Annotated in this window: 14 protein-coding genes, 1 tRNA gene, 2 rRNA genes, 1 other RNA gene and 1 other annotated feature (2 of these 19 running past the window's edge); of the genes, 14 read left to right on the top strand and 4 right to left on the bottom strand. The window is 38.4% G+C overall.

From position 1 onward, the window contains the following. Together ACUXVC_RS00050 and rrf are read left to right on the top strand one after the other, a co-directional pair. Positions 1–1254 (top strand): 23S ribosomal RNA (locus ACUXVC_RS00050) (it extends 1668 nt beyond the left edge of the window). Between the two features lie 49 nt (positions 1255–1303). Further along, positions 1304–1419: ribosomal RNA gene (gene rrf / locus ACUXVC_RS00055) — 5S ribosomal RNA — on the top strand. Positions 1420–1454: 35 nt separating this feature from the next. Here the strand turns inward: rrf and ACUXVC_RS00060 are convergent. Next, positions 1455–2456 (bottom strand): YaaC family protein, encoded by a 1002-nt coding sequence (locus ACUXVC_RS00060; protein WP_000554285.1) that lies wholly within the window; start codon positions 2454–2456, stop codon positions 1455–1457. Between the two features lie 115 nt (positions 2457–2571). Here ACUXVC_RS00060 and guaB point away from each other — a divergent pair, with 115 nt between their 5' ends. From guaB to ACUXVC_RS00095, 7 genes are all read left to right on the top strand, one after another. Further along, positions 2572–4035, top strand: a complete 1464-nt coding sequence (gene guaB, locus ACUXVC_RS00065; protein WP_000264089.1) for an IMP dehydrogenase — start codon at positions 2572–2574, stop codon at positions 4033–4035. Between the two features lie 113 nt (positions 4036–4148). After that, positions 4149–5456 (top strand): D-alanyl-D-alanine carboxypeptidase DacA, encoded by a 1308-nt coding sequence (gene dacA / locus ACUXVC_RS00070; protein ID WP_125653127.1) that lies wholly within the window; start codon positions 4149–4151, stop codon positions 5454–5456. Between the two features lie 161 nt (positions 5457–5617). Next, the gene (gene pdxS, locus ACUXVC_RS00075) at positions 5618–6505 is read left to right on the top strand and encodes a pyridoxal 5'-phosphate synthase lyase subunit PdxS (RefSeq protein ID WP_000186154.1); all 888 of its coding nucleotides are present in this window, start codon (positions 5618–5620) and stop codon (positions 6503–6505) included. Between the two features lie 18 nt (positions 6506–6523). Beyond that, entirely contained in the window at positions 6524–7114 is a 591-nt protein-coding gene (gene pdxT, locus ACUXVC_RS00080) for a pyridoxal 5'-phosphate synthase glutaminase subunit PdxT (RefSeq protein ID WP_000238785.1), read from the top strand. Between the two features lie 54 nt (positions 7115–7168). Next, positions 7169–7390, top strand: a binding site (T-box leader). A 51-nt stretch (positions 7391–7441) separates the two neighbouring features. After that, positions 7442–8716 (top strand): serine--tRNA ligase, encoded by a 1275-nt coding sequence (gene serS, locus ACUXVC_RS00085; protein ID WP_000884174.1) that lies wholly within the window; start codon positions 7442–7444, stop codon positions 8714–8716. 154 nt (positions 8717–8870) lie between these two features. Then, positions 8871–8963, top strand: a tRNA-Ser gene (locus ACUXVC_RS00090). Positions 8964–9129: 166 nt separating this feature from the next. Then, positions 9130–9522 carry a DUF3797 domain-containing protein gene (locus tag ACUXVC_RS00095; protein ID WP_000364192.1) on the top strand — a complete coding sequence of 131 codons (393 nt, stop codon included), beginning with the start codon at positions 9130–9132 and terminating at the stop codon, positions 9520–9522. A 35-nt stretch (positions 9523–9557) separates the two neighbouring features. Here ACUXVC_RS00095 and ACUXVC_RS00100 read toward each other — a convergent pair whose 3' ends face one another. The 3 genes from ACUXVC_RS00100 to ACUXVC_RS00110 all read right to left on the bottom strand — a co-directional run bounded on the left by ACUXVC_RS00100 (position 9558) and on the right by ACUXVC_RS00110 (position 11529). Further along, positions 9558–10226: a deoxynucleoside kinase gene (locus ACUXVC_RS00100; protein ID WP_001053585.1), complete on the bottom strand. Its 669-nt coding sequence runs from the start codon at positions 10224–10226 to the stop codon at positions 9558–9560. Between the two features lie 17 nt (positions 10227–10243). Further along, positions 10244–10864, bottom strand: a complete 621-nt coding sequence (locus ACUXVC_RS00105) for a deoxynucleoside kinase (protein ID WP_144465883.1) — start codon at positions 10862–10864, stop codon at positions 10244–10246. 125 nt (positions 10865–10989) lie between these two features. Then, the gene (locus tag ACUXVC_RS00110) at positions 10990–11529 is read right to left on the bottom strand and encodes an isochorismatase family cysteine hydrolase (RefSeq protein ID WP_053563255.1); all 540 of its coding nucleotides are present in this window, start codon (positions 11527–11529) and stop codon (positions 10990–10992) included. A gap of 109 nt (positions 11530–11638) precedes the next feature. On the opposite strand from ACUXVC_RS00110, the gene tadA reads away from it, so the two are divergent. From tadA to recR, 5 genes are all read left to right on the top strand, one after another. After that, positions 11639–12139, top strand: a complete 501-nt coding sequence (tadA, locus tag ACUXVC_RS00115; protein WP_000434330.1) for a tRNA adenosine(34) deaminase TadA — start codon at positions 11639–11641, stop codon at positions 12137–12139. 79 nt (positions 12140–12218) lie between these two features. Continuing rightward, positions 12219–12483: signal recognition particle sRNA large type (gene ffs / locus ACUXVC_RS00120), an RNA gene on the top strand. Positions 12484–12615: 132 nt separating this feature from the next. Continuing rightward, entirely contained in the window at positions 12616–14304 is a 1689-nt protein-coding gene (gene dnaX, locus ACUXVC_RS00125) for a DNA polymerase III subunit gamma/tau (RefSeq protein WP_000121561.1), read from the top strand. 25 nt (positions 14305–14329) lie between these two features. Then, positions 14330–14656, top strand: a complete 327-nt coding sequence (locus ACUXVC_RS00130; protein WP_014894853.1) for a YbaB/EbfC family nucleoid-associated protein — start codon at positions 14330–14332, stop codon at positions 14654–14656. Between the two features lie 14 nt (positions 14657–14670). Further along, a protein-coding gene (gene recR / locus ACUXVC_RS00135) for a recombination protein RecR (protein ID WP_000559169.1) crosses the window boundary here: on the top strand, positions 14671–15000 show its 5' portion. It continues 267 nt past the right edge of the window; the window shows 330 of its 597 coding nt (coding positions 1–330); its start codon is at positions 14671–14673; its stop codon lies off the right edge, out of view.

Below are 15000 nucleotides of genomic sequence, written 5' to 3' on the forward strand. Positions count from 1 at the left end.
GGTAGGCGAGGAGAGAATCCTAAGGTGTGCGAGAGAACTCTGGTTAAGGAACTCGGCAAAATGACCCCGTAACTTCGGGAGAAGGGGTGCTTTCTTAACGGAAAGCCGCAGTGAATAGGCCCAAGCGACTGTTTAGCAAAAACACAGCTCTCTGCGAAGCCGTAAGGCGAAGTATAGGGGGTGACACCTGCCCGGTGCTGGAAGGTTAAGGAGAGGGGTTAGCGTAAGCGAAGCTCTGAACTGAAGCCCCAGTAAACGGCGGCCGTAACTATAACGGTCCTAAGGTAGCGAAATTCCTTGTCGGGTAAGTTCCGACCCGCACGAAAGGTGTAACGATTTGGGCACTGTCTCAACCAGAGACTCGGTGAAATTATAGTACCTGTGAAGATGCAGGTTACCCGCGACAGGACGGAAAGACCCCGTGGAGCTTTACTGTAGCCTGATATTGAATTTTGGTACAGTTTGTACAGGATAGGCGGGAGCCATTGAAACCGGAGCGCTAGCTTCGGTGGAGGCGCTGGTGGGATACCGCCCTGACTGTATTGAAATTCTAACCTACGGGTCTTATCGACCCGGGAGACAGTGTCAGGTGGGCAGTTTGACTGGGGCGGTCGCCTCCTAAAGTGTAACGGAGGCGCCCAAAGGTTCCCTCAGAATGGTTGGAAATCATTCGTAGAGTGCAAAGGCATAAGGGAGCTTGACTGCGAGACCTACAAGTCGAGCAGGGACGAAAGTCGGGCTTAGTGATCCGGTGGTTCCGCATGGAAGGGCCATCGCTCAACGGATAAAAGCTACCCCGGGGATAACAGGCTTATCTCCCCCAAGAGTCCACATCGACGGGGAGGTTTGGCACCTCGATGTCGGCTCATCGCATCCTGGGGCTGTAGTCGGTCCCAAGGGTTGGGCTGTTCGCCCATTAAAGCGGTACGCGAGCTGGGTTCAGAACGTCGTGAGACAGTTCGGTCCCTATCCGTCGTGGGCGTAGGAAATTTGAGAGGAGCTGTCCTTAGTACGAGAGGACCGGGATGGACGCACCGCTGGTGTACCAGTTGTTCTGCCAAGGGCATAGCTGGGTAGCTATGTGCGGAAGGGATAAGTGCTGAAAGCATCTAAGCATGAAGCCCCCCTCAAGATGAGATTTCCCATAGCGTAAGCTAGTAAGATCCCTGAAAGATGATCAGGTTGATAGGTTCGAGGTGGAAGCATGGTGACATGTGGAGCTGACGAATACTAATAGATCGAGGACTTAACCATATAATATGTAGCAAATGTTATCTAGTTTTGAAGGAATATGCCTTCATAGTTTGGTGATGATGGCAGAGAGGTCACACCCGTTCCCATACCGAACACGGAAGTTAAGCTCTCTAGCGCCGATGGTAGTTGGGACCTTGTCCCTGTGAGAGTAGGACGTCGCCAAGCAACTAAAAACACAAGTCTTTTGACTTGTGTTTTTTTTATTTCCCATGAAATAGGTTAGGTTCTGTTAGTAAAAATGATGAAATATAGTAAGGGATTTTTTGAGCAGAAATATTAAGAAATTGATAAATAAATGGATAATCTTCAGAGCCATAGCTTCCAAGTAAGTCATACCACCAATCTGTTTCATATCTAGAAATCATGCTTAAATTATAGAGCAATAAATAATGAACGAGGAGTTCAGGTAATACTGGTTTAGGATTTCTAGGATCAGTTGTAAGTGGTAAATAATAAGTATTAGTAAGGTATTCATAGTATAAAGGAGTACTGTACATAGGATTCCATGATTGAATTGGCGCCGTAAAAAGTAAATTCGATTCATTAGTTTTCTCAGGTACATGTTGCATTGATAAATGCTTACAAGATGTTTCAATGTAGCGAGAAAATCTCTCTTTAGTCATATGTAATCGATCTAGTAGGTCTCCTGAAAAGGACAGCTCATTTTTAATTGTTGAATCGATTTTATATAAAGTTGATCCTTTTTGACTATAGCGGAACAAATTTTGTAATTCTGGAATATTTCCCATTAGTTCTAACATGTTAAATTTTTCTGCTTCTAAGTGTTTCATGTGAAACAGTTGTTCTGCAACATGAGTAAACAATCCGTTTTTTTGTACCTTCACCTCATCTTCTAAAAATTGATACCCTTGTTTTTTTCGTTTGCGAGTTGTAACGCCATGAGCTAAAACAGTAGTGGATTCAGGATAGTTAGGATCAATGGTTAGTAGACATGCTTTAAAAAGTTGGCTAATTCCATAAAATAACAACATTGGTTGAATGGAAAATGGAGCTGTCTTATATAATTCATAATAATTTTTCCCGTGTTCTAAGTAATAAATAAAGGGATAACAATTTTCAAAACTTTTTTTTTCGGCATCCTGAATAGAGGATTTTTCATAACAACGGGCAAGATAACGTTGTACGTTTTGAGATGAAAAAAAGAAACTTAACTGCTGCCAAGTGCAAGATGTTTGATGCATATATTACGCTCCTTTTATTGTCTAAAAATTCTAACATATATATACGTCCTTGACAGTATTTTAACCAATTGATAAGCTACTAATAATAATTTCTGGTATCATAGGGGGAACAATTATGTGGGAATCTAAATTTGTTAAAGAAGGTTTGACTTTTGATGATGTATTACTTGTACCAGCTAGGTCAGATATATTACCAAGAGAAGTAAGTGTTAAAACAGTTTTATCTGAAAGCTTACAGCTAAACATCCCGTTAATTAGTGCAGGAATGGATACAGTAACAGAAGCTGACATGGCTATTGCAATGGCTCGCCAAGGTGGTTTAGGAATTATTCATAAGAATATGTCTATTGAGCAACAAGCAGAGCAAGTTGATAAAGTAAAGCGCTCTGAAAGCGGCGTTATTTCAGATCCTTTCTTCTTAACTCCAGAACATCAAGTATATGATGCAGAACATCTTATGGGAAAATATCGTATCTCAGGTGTACCGGTTGTAAATAATTTAGATGAGCGAAAATTAGTTGGTATTATTACAAACCGTGATATGCGCTTCATCCAAGACTACTCAATCAAAATTTCTGACGTAATGACAAAAGAACAATTAATTACAGCTCCAGTTGGTACTACACTGGAAGAAGCTGAAAAGATCCTACAAAAGTATAAAATTGAAAAACTCCCTCTTGTTGATAATAACGGTGTATTACAAGGGCTGATTACAATAAAAGATATTGAAAAAGTAATTGAATTCCCAAACTCTGCTAAAGATAAGCAAGGACGCTTATTAGTTGGAGCGGCAGTTGGTGTAACAGCTGATGCTATGCTTCGTATCGATGCATTAGTAAAAGCTAGTGTAGATGCAATTGTACTTGATACAGCTCATGGGCATTCTAAAGGCGTTATTGATAAGGTAAAAGAAGTTCGTGCTAAATATCCATCATTAAATATTATCGCTGGAAATGTTGCTACAGCTGAAGCAACGAAAGCATTAATTGAAGCTGGTGCAAACGTAGTTAAAGTTGGTATTGGACCAGGTTCTATTTGTACAACACGTGTTGTAGCTGGTGTTGGTGTACCACAATTAACAGCAGTTTATGATTGTGCAACCGAAGCTCGTAAACACGGTATTCCAGTTATTGCTGATGGCGGTGTTAAGTACTCTGGTGATATGGTTAAAGCTTTAGCAGCAGGAGCACATGTTGTTATGCTAGGTAGTATGTTTGCTGGTGTTGCCGAAAGTCCTGGAGAAACTGAAATTTACCAAGGTCGTCAATTTAAAGTGTATCGTGGTATGGGTTCTGTCGGTGCGATGGAAAAAGGAAGTAAAGATCGTTACTTCCAAGAAGGAAATAAAAAACTTGTTCCAGAAGGTATTGAAGGACGAGTACCATATAAAGGACCTTTAGCAGATACGGTTCACCAATTAGTTGGTGGCTTACGTGCAGGTATGGGATATTGCGGAGCACAGGATTTAGAATTCTTACGCGAAAATGCACAATTCATTCGTATGTCAGGTGCAGGCTTACGTGAAAGTCATCCTCATCACGTACAAATTACAAAAGAGGCTCCAAACTACTCATTATAATGTCTTATATACAAATAGACAGAGATTTGATATCTCTGTCTATTTTTTTTTGATTATGTTAGAATAACGGTTATGTGAGTACATAGATATTGGGGGTAGCAAAAGTGAAAGGTATGTTTTGCAAAAGATTCATTGCTTTGGTAACAGTGCTTACACTAGCTTGTAGCATTTTTATGCCATATAGCAATGCATCAGCTGAAACAGGAGCCGCTTTAAACATTGAAGCAGGCGCGGCAATTTTAGTAGAAGCGAATTCTGGGAAAATTTTATATCAAAAGAATGCAGATGAATTATTATCCATTGCTAGTATGACAAAGATGATGAGTGAATATTTAGTTCACGAAGCAGTGGATAAAGGAAAACTTAAGTGGGACCAGAAAATTAAGGTTTCTGAATATGCATATAAGGTTTCACAAGATGCTTCATTATCAAATGTTGCATTAGAAAATGGTGGCTCTTATACAGTAAAAGAGTTATATGAGGCAATGGCAATCTTTTCTGCAAATGGTGCAACAATTGCATTAGCAGAAGCAATTGCAGGTAAAGAAGTAGATTTCGTAAAAATGATGAATGATAAATCGAAAGAACTAGGGTTGAAAAATTATAAATTTGTCAATTCTACAGGTTTAACGAATAAAGATTTAAAGGGAATGCACCCTGAAGGAACAACAGCAGATGAAGAAAATAAAATGTCTGCAAAGGATGTTGCAACTTTAGCACAACATTTAATTAAAGATTATCCAAAAGTGTTAGATACAGCAAAAATTCCTAAAAAAGAATTCCGTCCAGAAAAAGAGAAGTTTGCAATGTCAAACTGGAACTGGATGTTAAAGGGCTTAGTTAAAGAATATGATGGCGTAGATGGTCTGAAAACAGGCTCAACTCCAGAAGCAGGAGATTGCTTCACTGGTACGGTTGAAAGAAACGGTATGCGTTTTATTTCTGTAGTTATTAAAACAAGTTCTCATACAGCACGTTTTGATGAAACAAAGAAGCTATATGATTATGGATTTGCTAACTTTGAAGTGAAACAAATGTATAAAAAAGGTTCTTCAGTAAAAGGACAAGAAACAGTAAGAGTAGAAAATGCGAAAGATAAAGATGTAGCAGTTCAAACGAAACAAGCTATTTCACTTCCAGTGCCAAAAGGAAGTAAAGATGTTTATAAAACAGAATTAAAAGAATCAAGTAAGGGACAAGAAGCACCTATTAAAAAGGGAGCTGCGCTTGGTCAAATGGTAATTACGCCAAAAGATACAAACGACCCTGGATTTTTAACTGGTAAGTCGTTGCAAGTGGATCTTGTAACAACATCTGAAGTAGAAGAAGCAAACTGGTTTACTCGTGCTATGCGCGGAATTGGTTCATTCTTTAGTGGTATGTGGAATAGTGCTGTTGATACAGTAAAAGGTTGGTTTTAGAAGCTCCTCATGGTAGGGGCTTTTTTTTTATTCCTATTTTTCATACCGACTTTATGAAAAAGTAGTAGACAAGCATCTGATAGTTAGTGGTAGAATGTAAGAGTATTCTTAATTTTCGCCTTTAACGGGGGAAAGCAATTCACCTAGGGGGGTTTTTGTACATGACAAATGTAACAGGGACAGAGCGTGTAAAACGTGGAATGGCAGAAATGCAAAAAGGCGGCGTTATTATGGACGTAATTAACGCTGAACAAGCAAAAATTGCAGAAGAGGCAGGCGCAGTTGCCGTTATGGCATTAGAGCGTGTACCAGCAGACATTCGTGCAGCAGGTGGCGTTTCTCGTATGGCAGACCCAACAATCGTTGAAGAAGTTATGGGTGCAGTGTCAATTCCGGTTATGGCAAAATGCCGTATCGGTCACCTTGTAGAAGCACGTGTATTAGAATCATTAGGGGTAGACTATATCGATGAGAGTGAAGTATTAACTCCTGCTGATGAAGTATACCATTTAAATAAACGTGATTACACAGTTCCATTTGTATGTGGTTGCCGTGATATCGGAGAAGCTGCACGTCGTATTGCAGAAGGTGCATCTATGCTTCGTACAAAAGGTGAACCAGGAACAGGAAACATTGTAGAGGCAGTGCGTCATATGCGCCAAGTCAATGCAGAAATCCGTCAAGTTGCGAGTCTACGTGAAGATGAGTTAATGACATATGCAAAAAATACTGGTGCTCCTTACGAAGTATTACTTGAAATTAAACGTCTTGGTCGCTTACCAGTTGTAAACTTTGCGGCAGGTGGTATAGCAACGCCAGCAGATGCTGCATTAATGATGCAACTTGGTGCTGATGGGGTATTTGTTGGATCTGGTATCTTCAAATCAGAAAACCCAGAGAGATTTGCACGTGCAATTGTTGAAGCAACGACTCATTATGAAGATTACGAACTAATTGCAAGTCTTTCTAAAGGATTAGGTAATGCAATGAAGGGTATCGAAATTTCAACGTTATTACCAGAACAACGCATGCAAGAGCGTGGATGGTAATTAAAGGAGAACTTTAAAATGGTGAAAATCGGTGTACTAGGTCTTCAAGGTGCAGTTCGTGAACATGTAAAATCAGTTGAAGCAAGTGGTGCAGAAGCTGTTGTTGTAAAGCGTATAGAGCAACTTGAAGAGATTGATGGTCTTATTTTACCAGGCGGTGAAAGTACAACAATGCGCCGTCTTATTGATAAGTACGCTTTCATGGAACCACTTCGCACATTTGCAAAGTCTGGTAAACCAATGTTTGGTACATGTGCAGGGATGATTCTTCTTGCGAAAACACTTATTGGCTATGAAGAAGCACATATTGGTGCTATGGATATTACAGTTGAGCGCAATGCGTTCGGACGCCAAAAGGATAGTTTTGAAGCTGCGCTTTCAATTGAAGGCGTGGGTGAAGACTTCGTTGGTGTATTTATCCGTGCGCCGTATGTTGTAGAAGTAGCTGATAATGTTGAAGTGCTTTCTAAGCATGGTGACCGAATGGTAGCGGTAAGACAAGATCAGTTTTTAGCTGCTTCATTCCATCCAGAATTAACAGATGATCATCGTGTAACAGCATACTTTGTTGAAATGGTAAAAGAAGCGAAAATGAAAAAAGTTGTATAAGTAACTTGCAACTTGTATAAGATTATAGTAAATTGATGGTAACAATTTTATAAAATAAGCGTGTTGATAGGAAATAGTAACAAATGTTGTTTCTTATAGAGAGTCGATGGTTGGTGGAAATCGATAGAAACAGTTTGTGAATCCATCCTGGAATGGAATGTGGAACATCTTTTGGATTAGTAAGCATTCCCGGTGAAGAGCCGTTATTTCTACTTGAGAGGAAAGCGGTAATGCTTTCAACTAGGGTGGCAACGCGGGTTAACTCCCGTCCCTTTATATAGGGACGGGAGTTTTTTGTGTTTTATAAAATAAAAGGAGGAGTATATAATGCTTGATATTAAATTTTTACGTACAAACTTTGAAGAAGTAAAAGCGAAATTACAGCATAGAGGTGAAGATCTAACTGATTTCGGACGTTTTGAAGAACTTGATACGAGAAGAAGAGAACTACTTGTTCAGACAGAAGAATTAAAAAGTAAACGTAATGAAGTGTCTCAACAAATCTCTGTATTAAAGCGCGAAAAGAAAGATGCAGAAGCTCTAATTTTAGAAATGCGTGAGGTTGGAGAAAAAGTAAAGGATTTTGATAACGAACTTCGCACAGTTGAAGAAGACTTAGAAAGATTAATGTTATCTATTCCAAATATCCCTCATGAGTCTGCTCCAGTCGGTGAAACAGAGGATGATAATGTAGTAGCGCGTACTTGGGGAGAAGTAAAAGAATTTACTTTTGAACCAAAACCACATTGGGATCTTGCTACTGATTTAGGAATTTTAGATTTTGAACGCGCTGGGAAAGTAACAGGAAGCCGCTTCGTATTTTACAAAGGTGCTGGTGCAAGATTAGAGCGTGCTTTAATTAGCTTTATGCTTGATCTTCATACTGATGAGCATGGATATGAAGAAGTATTACCTCCATATATGGTAAACCGTGCAAGTATGACAGGAACAGGACAACTTCCAAAGTTTGAAGAAGATGCATTCCGTATTGAAAGTGAAGATTATTTCTTAATTCCAACAGCTGAAGTACCTGTAACGAATATGCATCGTGATGAGATTTTAAATAAAGAGCAATTGCCTATAAGATATGCTGCATTTAGCTCTTGCTTCCGCTCTGAAGCAGGTTCAGCTGGTCGCGATACACGCGGTTTAATTCGCCAGCATCAGTTCAATAAAGTAGAGCTTGTGAAGTTCGTAAAACCAGAAGATTCTTATGAAGAGTTAGAAAAATTAACAAATGATGCAGAACGCGTGTTACAATTATTAGAGTTGCCATATCGCGTTATGAGCATGTGCACAGGCGATTTAGGATTTACAGCAGCGAAGAAATACGATATTGAAGTATGGATTCCAAGCTATGGCACATATCGTGAAATTTCTTCTTGTAGTAATTTTGAAGCTTTCCAAGCGAGACGTGCAAATATCCGTTTCCGCCGTGAGCCAAATGGAAAACCAGAACATGTCCATACATTAAATGGATCTGGTCTTGCAATTGGACGTACGGTTGCAGCTATTTTAGAGAACTACCAACAAGAAGATGGTACAATTATAATTCCAGAAGTTCTTCGCCCTTATATGGGAGGAAAAACAGTTATTAAGTAAATTTAAACATTCATCGGTATGAGTGATTGGTAATTATGAGCGTTGTCAGTACTGTAATGTAGGAAGGGGAAAGTAAAATTTTCCTTTCCTCATAATTTATTTTAGTAGGGTTGACTAACTGTTTTTCTTTTGATATTATATTTGATGTCAATATGGAGGTATACCCAAGTCTGGCTGAAGGGATCGGTCTTGAAAACCGACAGGCGGCGAGAGTCGCGCGGGGGTTCGAATCCCTCTACCTCCTCCAGATATAATTGACAACAGCGCATATAAGTGGAGATTGGAGAACTCGTTACCAACACGTAACGAGTTTTTATTTTAAAACCAATCATAAAGTATGGTGTAAGGTAATTTTGTCCTTATTACACACTCATATTCCGATGATTATCTTCATAGATATGAAAGGAGTCAACATGGATCTTATTATACAAACGTTTCCTTTAGATGGAAAAACTTTATATTATGTACAATGTCCTGTCTGTAAGAACAATAGAATTTTAAACAGTGGTGCAAACGTATCACGCATTATTAGTGATGATACATTCCGTAAACTTTGTGGTTGTACTTGTGATGTAAAACCAGCTACGAATAAAGTAGAGGTGCCAAAACAAGTTAAAAAAGCAGCTGTAAAGAAAGAAGCGGCTCCAAAACGTACAGGTAAAGTATTAACGGCAGTAATTAATGGGAAAGAAATGACTGTTAAAGAGATTGCTGAAGCATACGATATTAGTACAAGTACTGTTCGTCAGCGTATTAACGCAGGAAAACCTGAGAGTGAAATTATTGCTCCAACAAAGAAGAAGTAATTTAATAGGAAAACCCGTGCATATGCACGGGTTTTTTATTTTACAAGTTTACGTGTTTGTTTTAAAAAATGGCCAATTTTTTTAATGATTGGTTCGATTGAATCCCCATCTTTTAAAATATCGTACTCATTAATATTTAAGCGTAATACAGGGCATGAATTAAAGTTGTTAATCCAGTTTTCATAACGTCCGTGCATTTCTTTCCAGTACTCAATTGGCGTTTGCTGTTCCATTGGGCGTCCGCGTTCTTGAATACGATCGACAATATCATCGAAAGAACCTTCTAAGTAAATTAATAAGTCTGGATGAGGGAAGTAAGGAGTCATGACCATAGCGTCAAATAACCCTTTGTATGTTTCATAATCAGTTTCCGTCATCGTACCTTTTTCATGATGCATCTTTGCGAAAATTCCAGTGTCTTCGTAAATAGAACGATCTTGAACAAAACCGCCACCGTATTCAAAAATTCTTTTTTGTTCCTTAAATCGTTCTGCTAAAAAGTACACTTGTAGGTGGAAGCTCCAGCGAGTGAAGTCCGCATAGAACTTGTCCAAGTATGGATTGGAATCTACTTTTTCAAATGATGTGCGATAACCTAAAGCATTAGCTAATGCAGTTGTCATAGTTGATTTACCCACACCTACCGTTCCGGCGATAGTGATTACTGCGTCATTGGGTATATCATATTTTTGCCTTAAATTCATTATTATTTCGACTCCTTTCAGAGAGTATTTTGAAGGGCAGATAGGATGACGTTTAAATCATCAGGATTTTTTACAAAATCCATATCGTCTCCATTAAATTTCAATACTGGTATTTCCGGATGATCTTTTTTAAAAGCATCCATTGCTGTTTCATAATCTTTTGTGAGCTGTAGTAAGTAATTTGGATCCATGTTTTTTTCAAATTCTCTTCCGCGCATGGCGATTCGTTTTTGCAATGTTTCTAGGCTAGCTGTTAAATAAACAATGACGTTTGGCACAGGCATATCTTGTGTAAGGATACGATAAATTTGCATGTACTTGTCATATTGAGAGTCTTTTAATGTGCGGGATGCAAAAATTAAATTTTTAAAGATATGGTAATCCGCTACTACTGGTTTCCTTTGATTCAAATACTTTATGTTAATATCTTCTAATTGTTTGTATCTATTACAAAGAAAGAACATCTCTGTTTGAAAACTCCATTCGTCGATGTCTTCATAGAACTTTCCTAAAAAGGGATTTTCATCAACAATCTCTTTTAGTAAGTGGAGTTGCATGTGAGTTGAAATTTCCTTCGCAAGTGAAGTTTTTCCAACACCAATTGGTCCTTCAACCGTGATAAATGGTACTCCGGTCACGCTGTTTCCTCCTTTCAATCAGTGATTTACCGTGACTACTAAAAACACAAAACAGAATTATTGTAGCACAAGAGGGAAGCGAGCGGGTTAATTTGATATAAAAAGTTAGAAAATAGATATATGTATTAATTAAATTTTATTTTGGATGACGATGTTATATTTGCTTTCAATGTAGTTTCCATTATTTTTAAAGCATGTATATTATCTTGGTCGTTGTTAGAGGCGATACAATCCTGTGGTACATACAATGTATAATTTCTCATATGGGCATCATTAGCTGTAAATAGGATACATATATTTCCGGCAACTCCTGTTAATATTAGATTTTCTATTTTTAAATAACCTAGTAATGAATTTAAAGGTGTTTCATAAAAAGCGGAATAATGTGGTTTAATAAAAATGTAATCATCAGAACTTGGAGCAATCTTATGGATTATATTTTCGCTATATTTATTTGTGCAATGAGTAATAAGTTGGTCGATATCAGATCTCCAAAGTTGATAATGGTCATTAACGTAAATTATAGGATAGCCGAAGGATTTCATTTTTTTCTTTAATTGTAAAATAGGGTTTGTGATAGTCTCACATTTTTGAGCTAGAATGGGTCCGTGGGAAAATTGAAAGTCATTAATCATATCGATAATGAGCAAGGCGGTATTTTTCATATGTAATCCCCTCTCTTTTTTCTTTTAGGGTGGATTGAATATGTAAAAGTTATCCCCTGTGTAGTAAATGGAAATAAGTGTACTTTATTTGTAATGAAAGGACTATGTTATGGAACAAGATCAAGATATTTATTTTATGCAATTAGCGATAGAAGAAGCCAAAAAGGCAGAGGAAATACAGGAAGTGCCAATTGGAGCAGTTATAGTGTTAGATGGTGAGGTAATTAGTGTTGCCCATAATTTAAGGGAAACTGAGCAAAGATCAATAGCTCATGCTGAGTTGCTAGCAATAGATGAGGCGTGTAAAAAATTAGGGACATGGCGTTTAGAAGATGCAACATTGTATGTAACATTAGAACCTTGTCCAATGTGTGCGGGTGGAATTGTTTTATCACGAGTGAAGCGAGTTGTATATGGTGCAAGTGATCCGAAGGGCGGGTGTGCAGGGACATTAATGAATCTTTTAACAGATGAACGCTTCAATCATCAATGTGAAGTAGTATCTGGTGTATTAGAGGAAGAATGCGGTACGTTGTTAACAAACTTTTTTAGAGAGCTTCGTAAAAAAAGAAAAGCGATAAAAAAATTAGAGAAAAATACTGGGAACTAACGTATTTGCATTTTATAAAGAAACAAGTTATACTGATAATGCCTTTAATGAAGGCAACCGAATATTGGTTTTAACTTTGCCGTGCTAAGCGGGGAGGTAGCGGTGCCCTATACTCGCAATCCGCTCTAGCGAGGCCGAATCCCCTCTCGAGGTTATGTTGCTGTAAGGTCTGCCTTAAGTAAGTGGTGTTGACGTTTGGGTCCTGCGCAACGGGACCCCGTGAACCTTGTCAGGTCCGGAAGGAAGCAGCAATAAGCGGGTCTTCTCGTGTGCCGCAGGAGTGCCTGAACCGAGCTAACTGCTTGAGTAACGCTTATGGTACGTAATCGACGGAGGGTGCACGGCAGTTATATATGTATACAAAACTCACCTTAATACAAAGGTGAGTTTTTTGTATAGAAAATAACTTTTGGAATCTATAAACAGAATGGGTTATAATAAATGAGATAATAACCTTTGAGGGAGGCCGTATTTTCGTGTCATACCAAGCGTTATACCGAACATGGAGACCGCAAAAGTTCGAAGATGTAGTCGGTCAAAAGCACGTGACAAAAACGTTGCAAAATGCCCTTCTTCAAGAGAAAGTTTCACATGCTTATTTATTTTCTGGTCCTAGGGGAACAGGAAAAACGACAATTGCAAAAGTATTTGCAAAAGCAATTAACTGTGAACATGCTCCGGTAGCTGAACCTTGTAATGAATGTCCTTCTTGTTTAGGAATTACACAAGGATCCATTTCAGATGTATTAGAAATTGATGCGGCTTCAAATAACGGTGTAGATGAAATTCGAGATATTAGAGATAAAGTAAAATATGCTCCAAGTGCTGTAGAATATAAAGTATACATTATTGATGAAGTTCACATGCTTTCTATGGGTGCATTCAATGCGCTTTTAAAAACCTTAGAAGAGCCGCCAGGACATGTTATCTTTATTTTGGCGACAACAGAACCTCATAAGATCCCGCCTACAATTATTTCGCGTTGTCAGCGTTTTGAATTCCGAAAAATATCAGTGAATGATATTGTTGAGAGATTATCAACGGTTGTGACAAACGAAGGTACGCAAGTGGAAGATGAAGCATTACAAATTGTTGCCCGTGCTGCTGAAGGTGGTATGCGTGACGCGCTTAGTCTTATTGATCAGGCTATATCTTATAGTGATGAGATTGTTACGACAGAAGATGTATTGGCCGTAACAGGATCTGTTTCTCAGCAATACTTAGGCAATTTAGTAGAATGCATACGTGAAAATGATGTATCAAGAGCATTACAGATCATAGATGAAATGATGAGTAAAGGGAAGGATCCAGTTCGTTTTATGGAGGATTTCATTTACTATTATCGTGATATGCTTTTATATCAAACTTCACCGCAACTAGAACATATGTTGGAACGAGTAATTGTAGATGATCAATTCCGTAAGTTGAGTGAAGAAATGCAACCGGAAGTGATCTATGAAATTATTCATACCCTTAGTAAGGGACAACAGGAAATGAAGTGGACAAATCATCCGCGTATTTTCTTAGAAGTTGTTATGGTGCAATTGTGTCAACAGTTTATGATGCAAGCAAACGGTACTGATCGTTTGCAAGCAATTATGAACAGGATGCAGCAATTGGAGAAAGAGTTAGAGCAAGTCAAAAAGAACGGTGTGCCAGCTGGTGTACAACAGGAAGTAAGAGAGACACGTGCAACACCAAAACCCGTACGAACAGGAAGTATGAAGATTCCTGTCGGGCGTGTAAATGAAGTATTAAAACAAGCGAAGCGTCAAGATTTAGAACAATTAAAAGCTGTATGGGGTGAGTTGTTAGGAAGACTCAAATCATATAACAAAGTAGCGTTTGCTGTTCTACTAGAAAATAGCGAACCAGTGGCAGCTTCAGATGACACTTACGTTTTAGCATTTCAATATGAGATTCACTGTAAGATGGCGAGCGAAAATCGAGAAGCTATGGATACAGTAGAACAAGCTTTATTTGAATTGCTAAGTAAAAGGTTAAATATGATTGCCATTCCAAAAAGTGAATGGGGTAAAATCCGTGAAGACTTTTTACAACGTGAAGGTGGAGAGTCTGAAGAAAGCCCGGAGAAAAAGGAAGACCCTCTTATAGAAGAGGCAGTGAAATTAGTAGGACAAGAACTCATTGAAATAAAAGAGTAATAATAATTAGGAGGAATTAATTATGATGCGTGGCGGAATGGGAAATATGAATAACATGATGAAACAAATGCAAAAGATGCAAAAAGACATGGCGAAAGCACAAGAAGAGCTTGGTGAAAAAACAGTTGAAGGTACAGCTGGCGGCGGAATGATTACAGTTATTGCAAATGGTCACAAGCAAATTCTTGAAGTGAAGATTAAAGAAGAGGTTGTAGATCCAGAGGATATCGAAATGTTACAAGACTTAGTGTTAGCTGCAACAAATGATGCACTTAAAAAGGCTGATGAGCTATCAAACTCTACGATGGGTAAATTTACAAAAGGCTTAAACTTACCAGGTGGAATGTTCTAGGAGGATATTGATACATGCATTATCCAGAACCAATATCAAAACTAATCGATAGTTTTATGAAGTTGCCAGGTATCGGACCGAAAACAGCGGTTCGATTGGCATTTTTCGTATTAGATATGAAAGAAGATGATGTGTTAGGTTTTGCGAAAGCACTTGTAAATGCGAAGCGAGATTTAGCGTATTGTTCTGTATGTGGACATATTACTGATCGTGATCCTTGTTATATTTGTAATGATTCGCATCGAGATCAATCAGTTGTTTGTGTCGTGCAAGAACCGAAAGATGTAATCGCGATGGAAAAAATGAAAGAGTATCAAGGTGTATATCATGTGTTACGTGGTGCG

The organism is Bacillus sp. N6 (genome assembly GCF_052805735.1).

What these genes read in the sequence shown, in the direction of transcription:
- ACUXVC_RS00060 (WP_000554285.1), bottom strand. Translation starts at nt 2,456, where the DNA reads ATGCATCAAACATCTTGCACTTGGCAGCAGTTAAGTTTCTTTTTTTCA.
- guaB (WP_000264089.1), top strand. Translation starts at nt 2,572, where the DNA reads ATGTGGGAATCTAAATTTGTTAAAGAAGGTTTGACTTTTGATGATGTA.
- dacA (WP_125653127.1), top strand. Translation starts at nt 4,149, where the DNA reads ATGTTTTGCAAAAGATTCATTGCTTTGGTAACAGTGCTTACACTAGCT.
- pdxS (WP_000186154.1), top strand. Translation starts at nt 5,618, where the DNA reads ATGACAAATGTAACAGGGACAGAGCGTGTAAAACGTGGAATGGCAGAA.
- pdxT (WP_000238785.1), top strand. Translation starts at nt 6,524, where the DNA reads ATGGTGAAAATCGGTGTACTAGGTCTTCAAGGTGCAGTTCGTGAACAT.
- serS (WP_000884174.1), top strand. Translation starts at nt 7,442, where the DNA reads ATGCTTGATATTAAATTTTTACGTACAAACTTTGAAGAAGTAAAAGCG.
- ACUXVC_RS00095 (WP_000364192.1), top strand. Translation starts at nt 9,130, where the DNA reads ATGGATCTTATTATACAAACGTTTCCTTTAGATGGAAAAACTTTATAT.
- ACUXVC_RS00100 (WP_001053585.1), bottom strand. Translation starts at nt 10,226, where the DNA reads ATGAATTTAAGGCAAAAATATGATATACCCAATGACGCAGTAATCACT.
- ACUXVC_RS00110 (WP_053563255.1), bottom strand. Translation starts at nt 11,529, where the DNA reads ATGAAAAATACCGCCTTGCTCATTATCGATATGATTAATGACTTTCAA.
- tadA (WP_000434330.1), top strand. Translation starts at nt 11,639, where the DNA reads ATGGAACAAGATCAAGATATTTATTTTATGCAATTAGCGATAGAAGAA.
- ACUXVC_RS00130 (WP_014894853.1), top strand. Translation starts at nt 14,330, where the DNA reads ATGCGTGGCGGAATGGGAAATATGAATAACATGATGAAACAAATGCAA.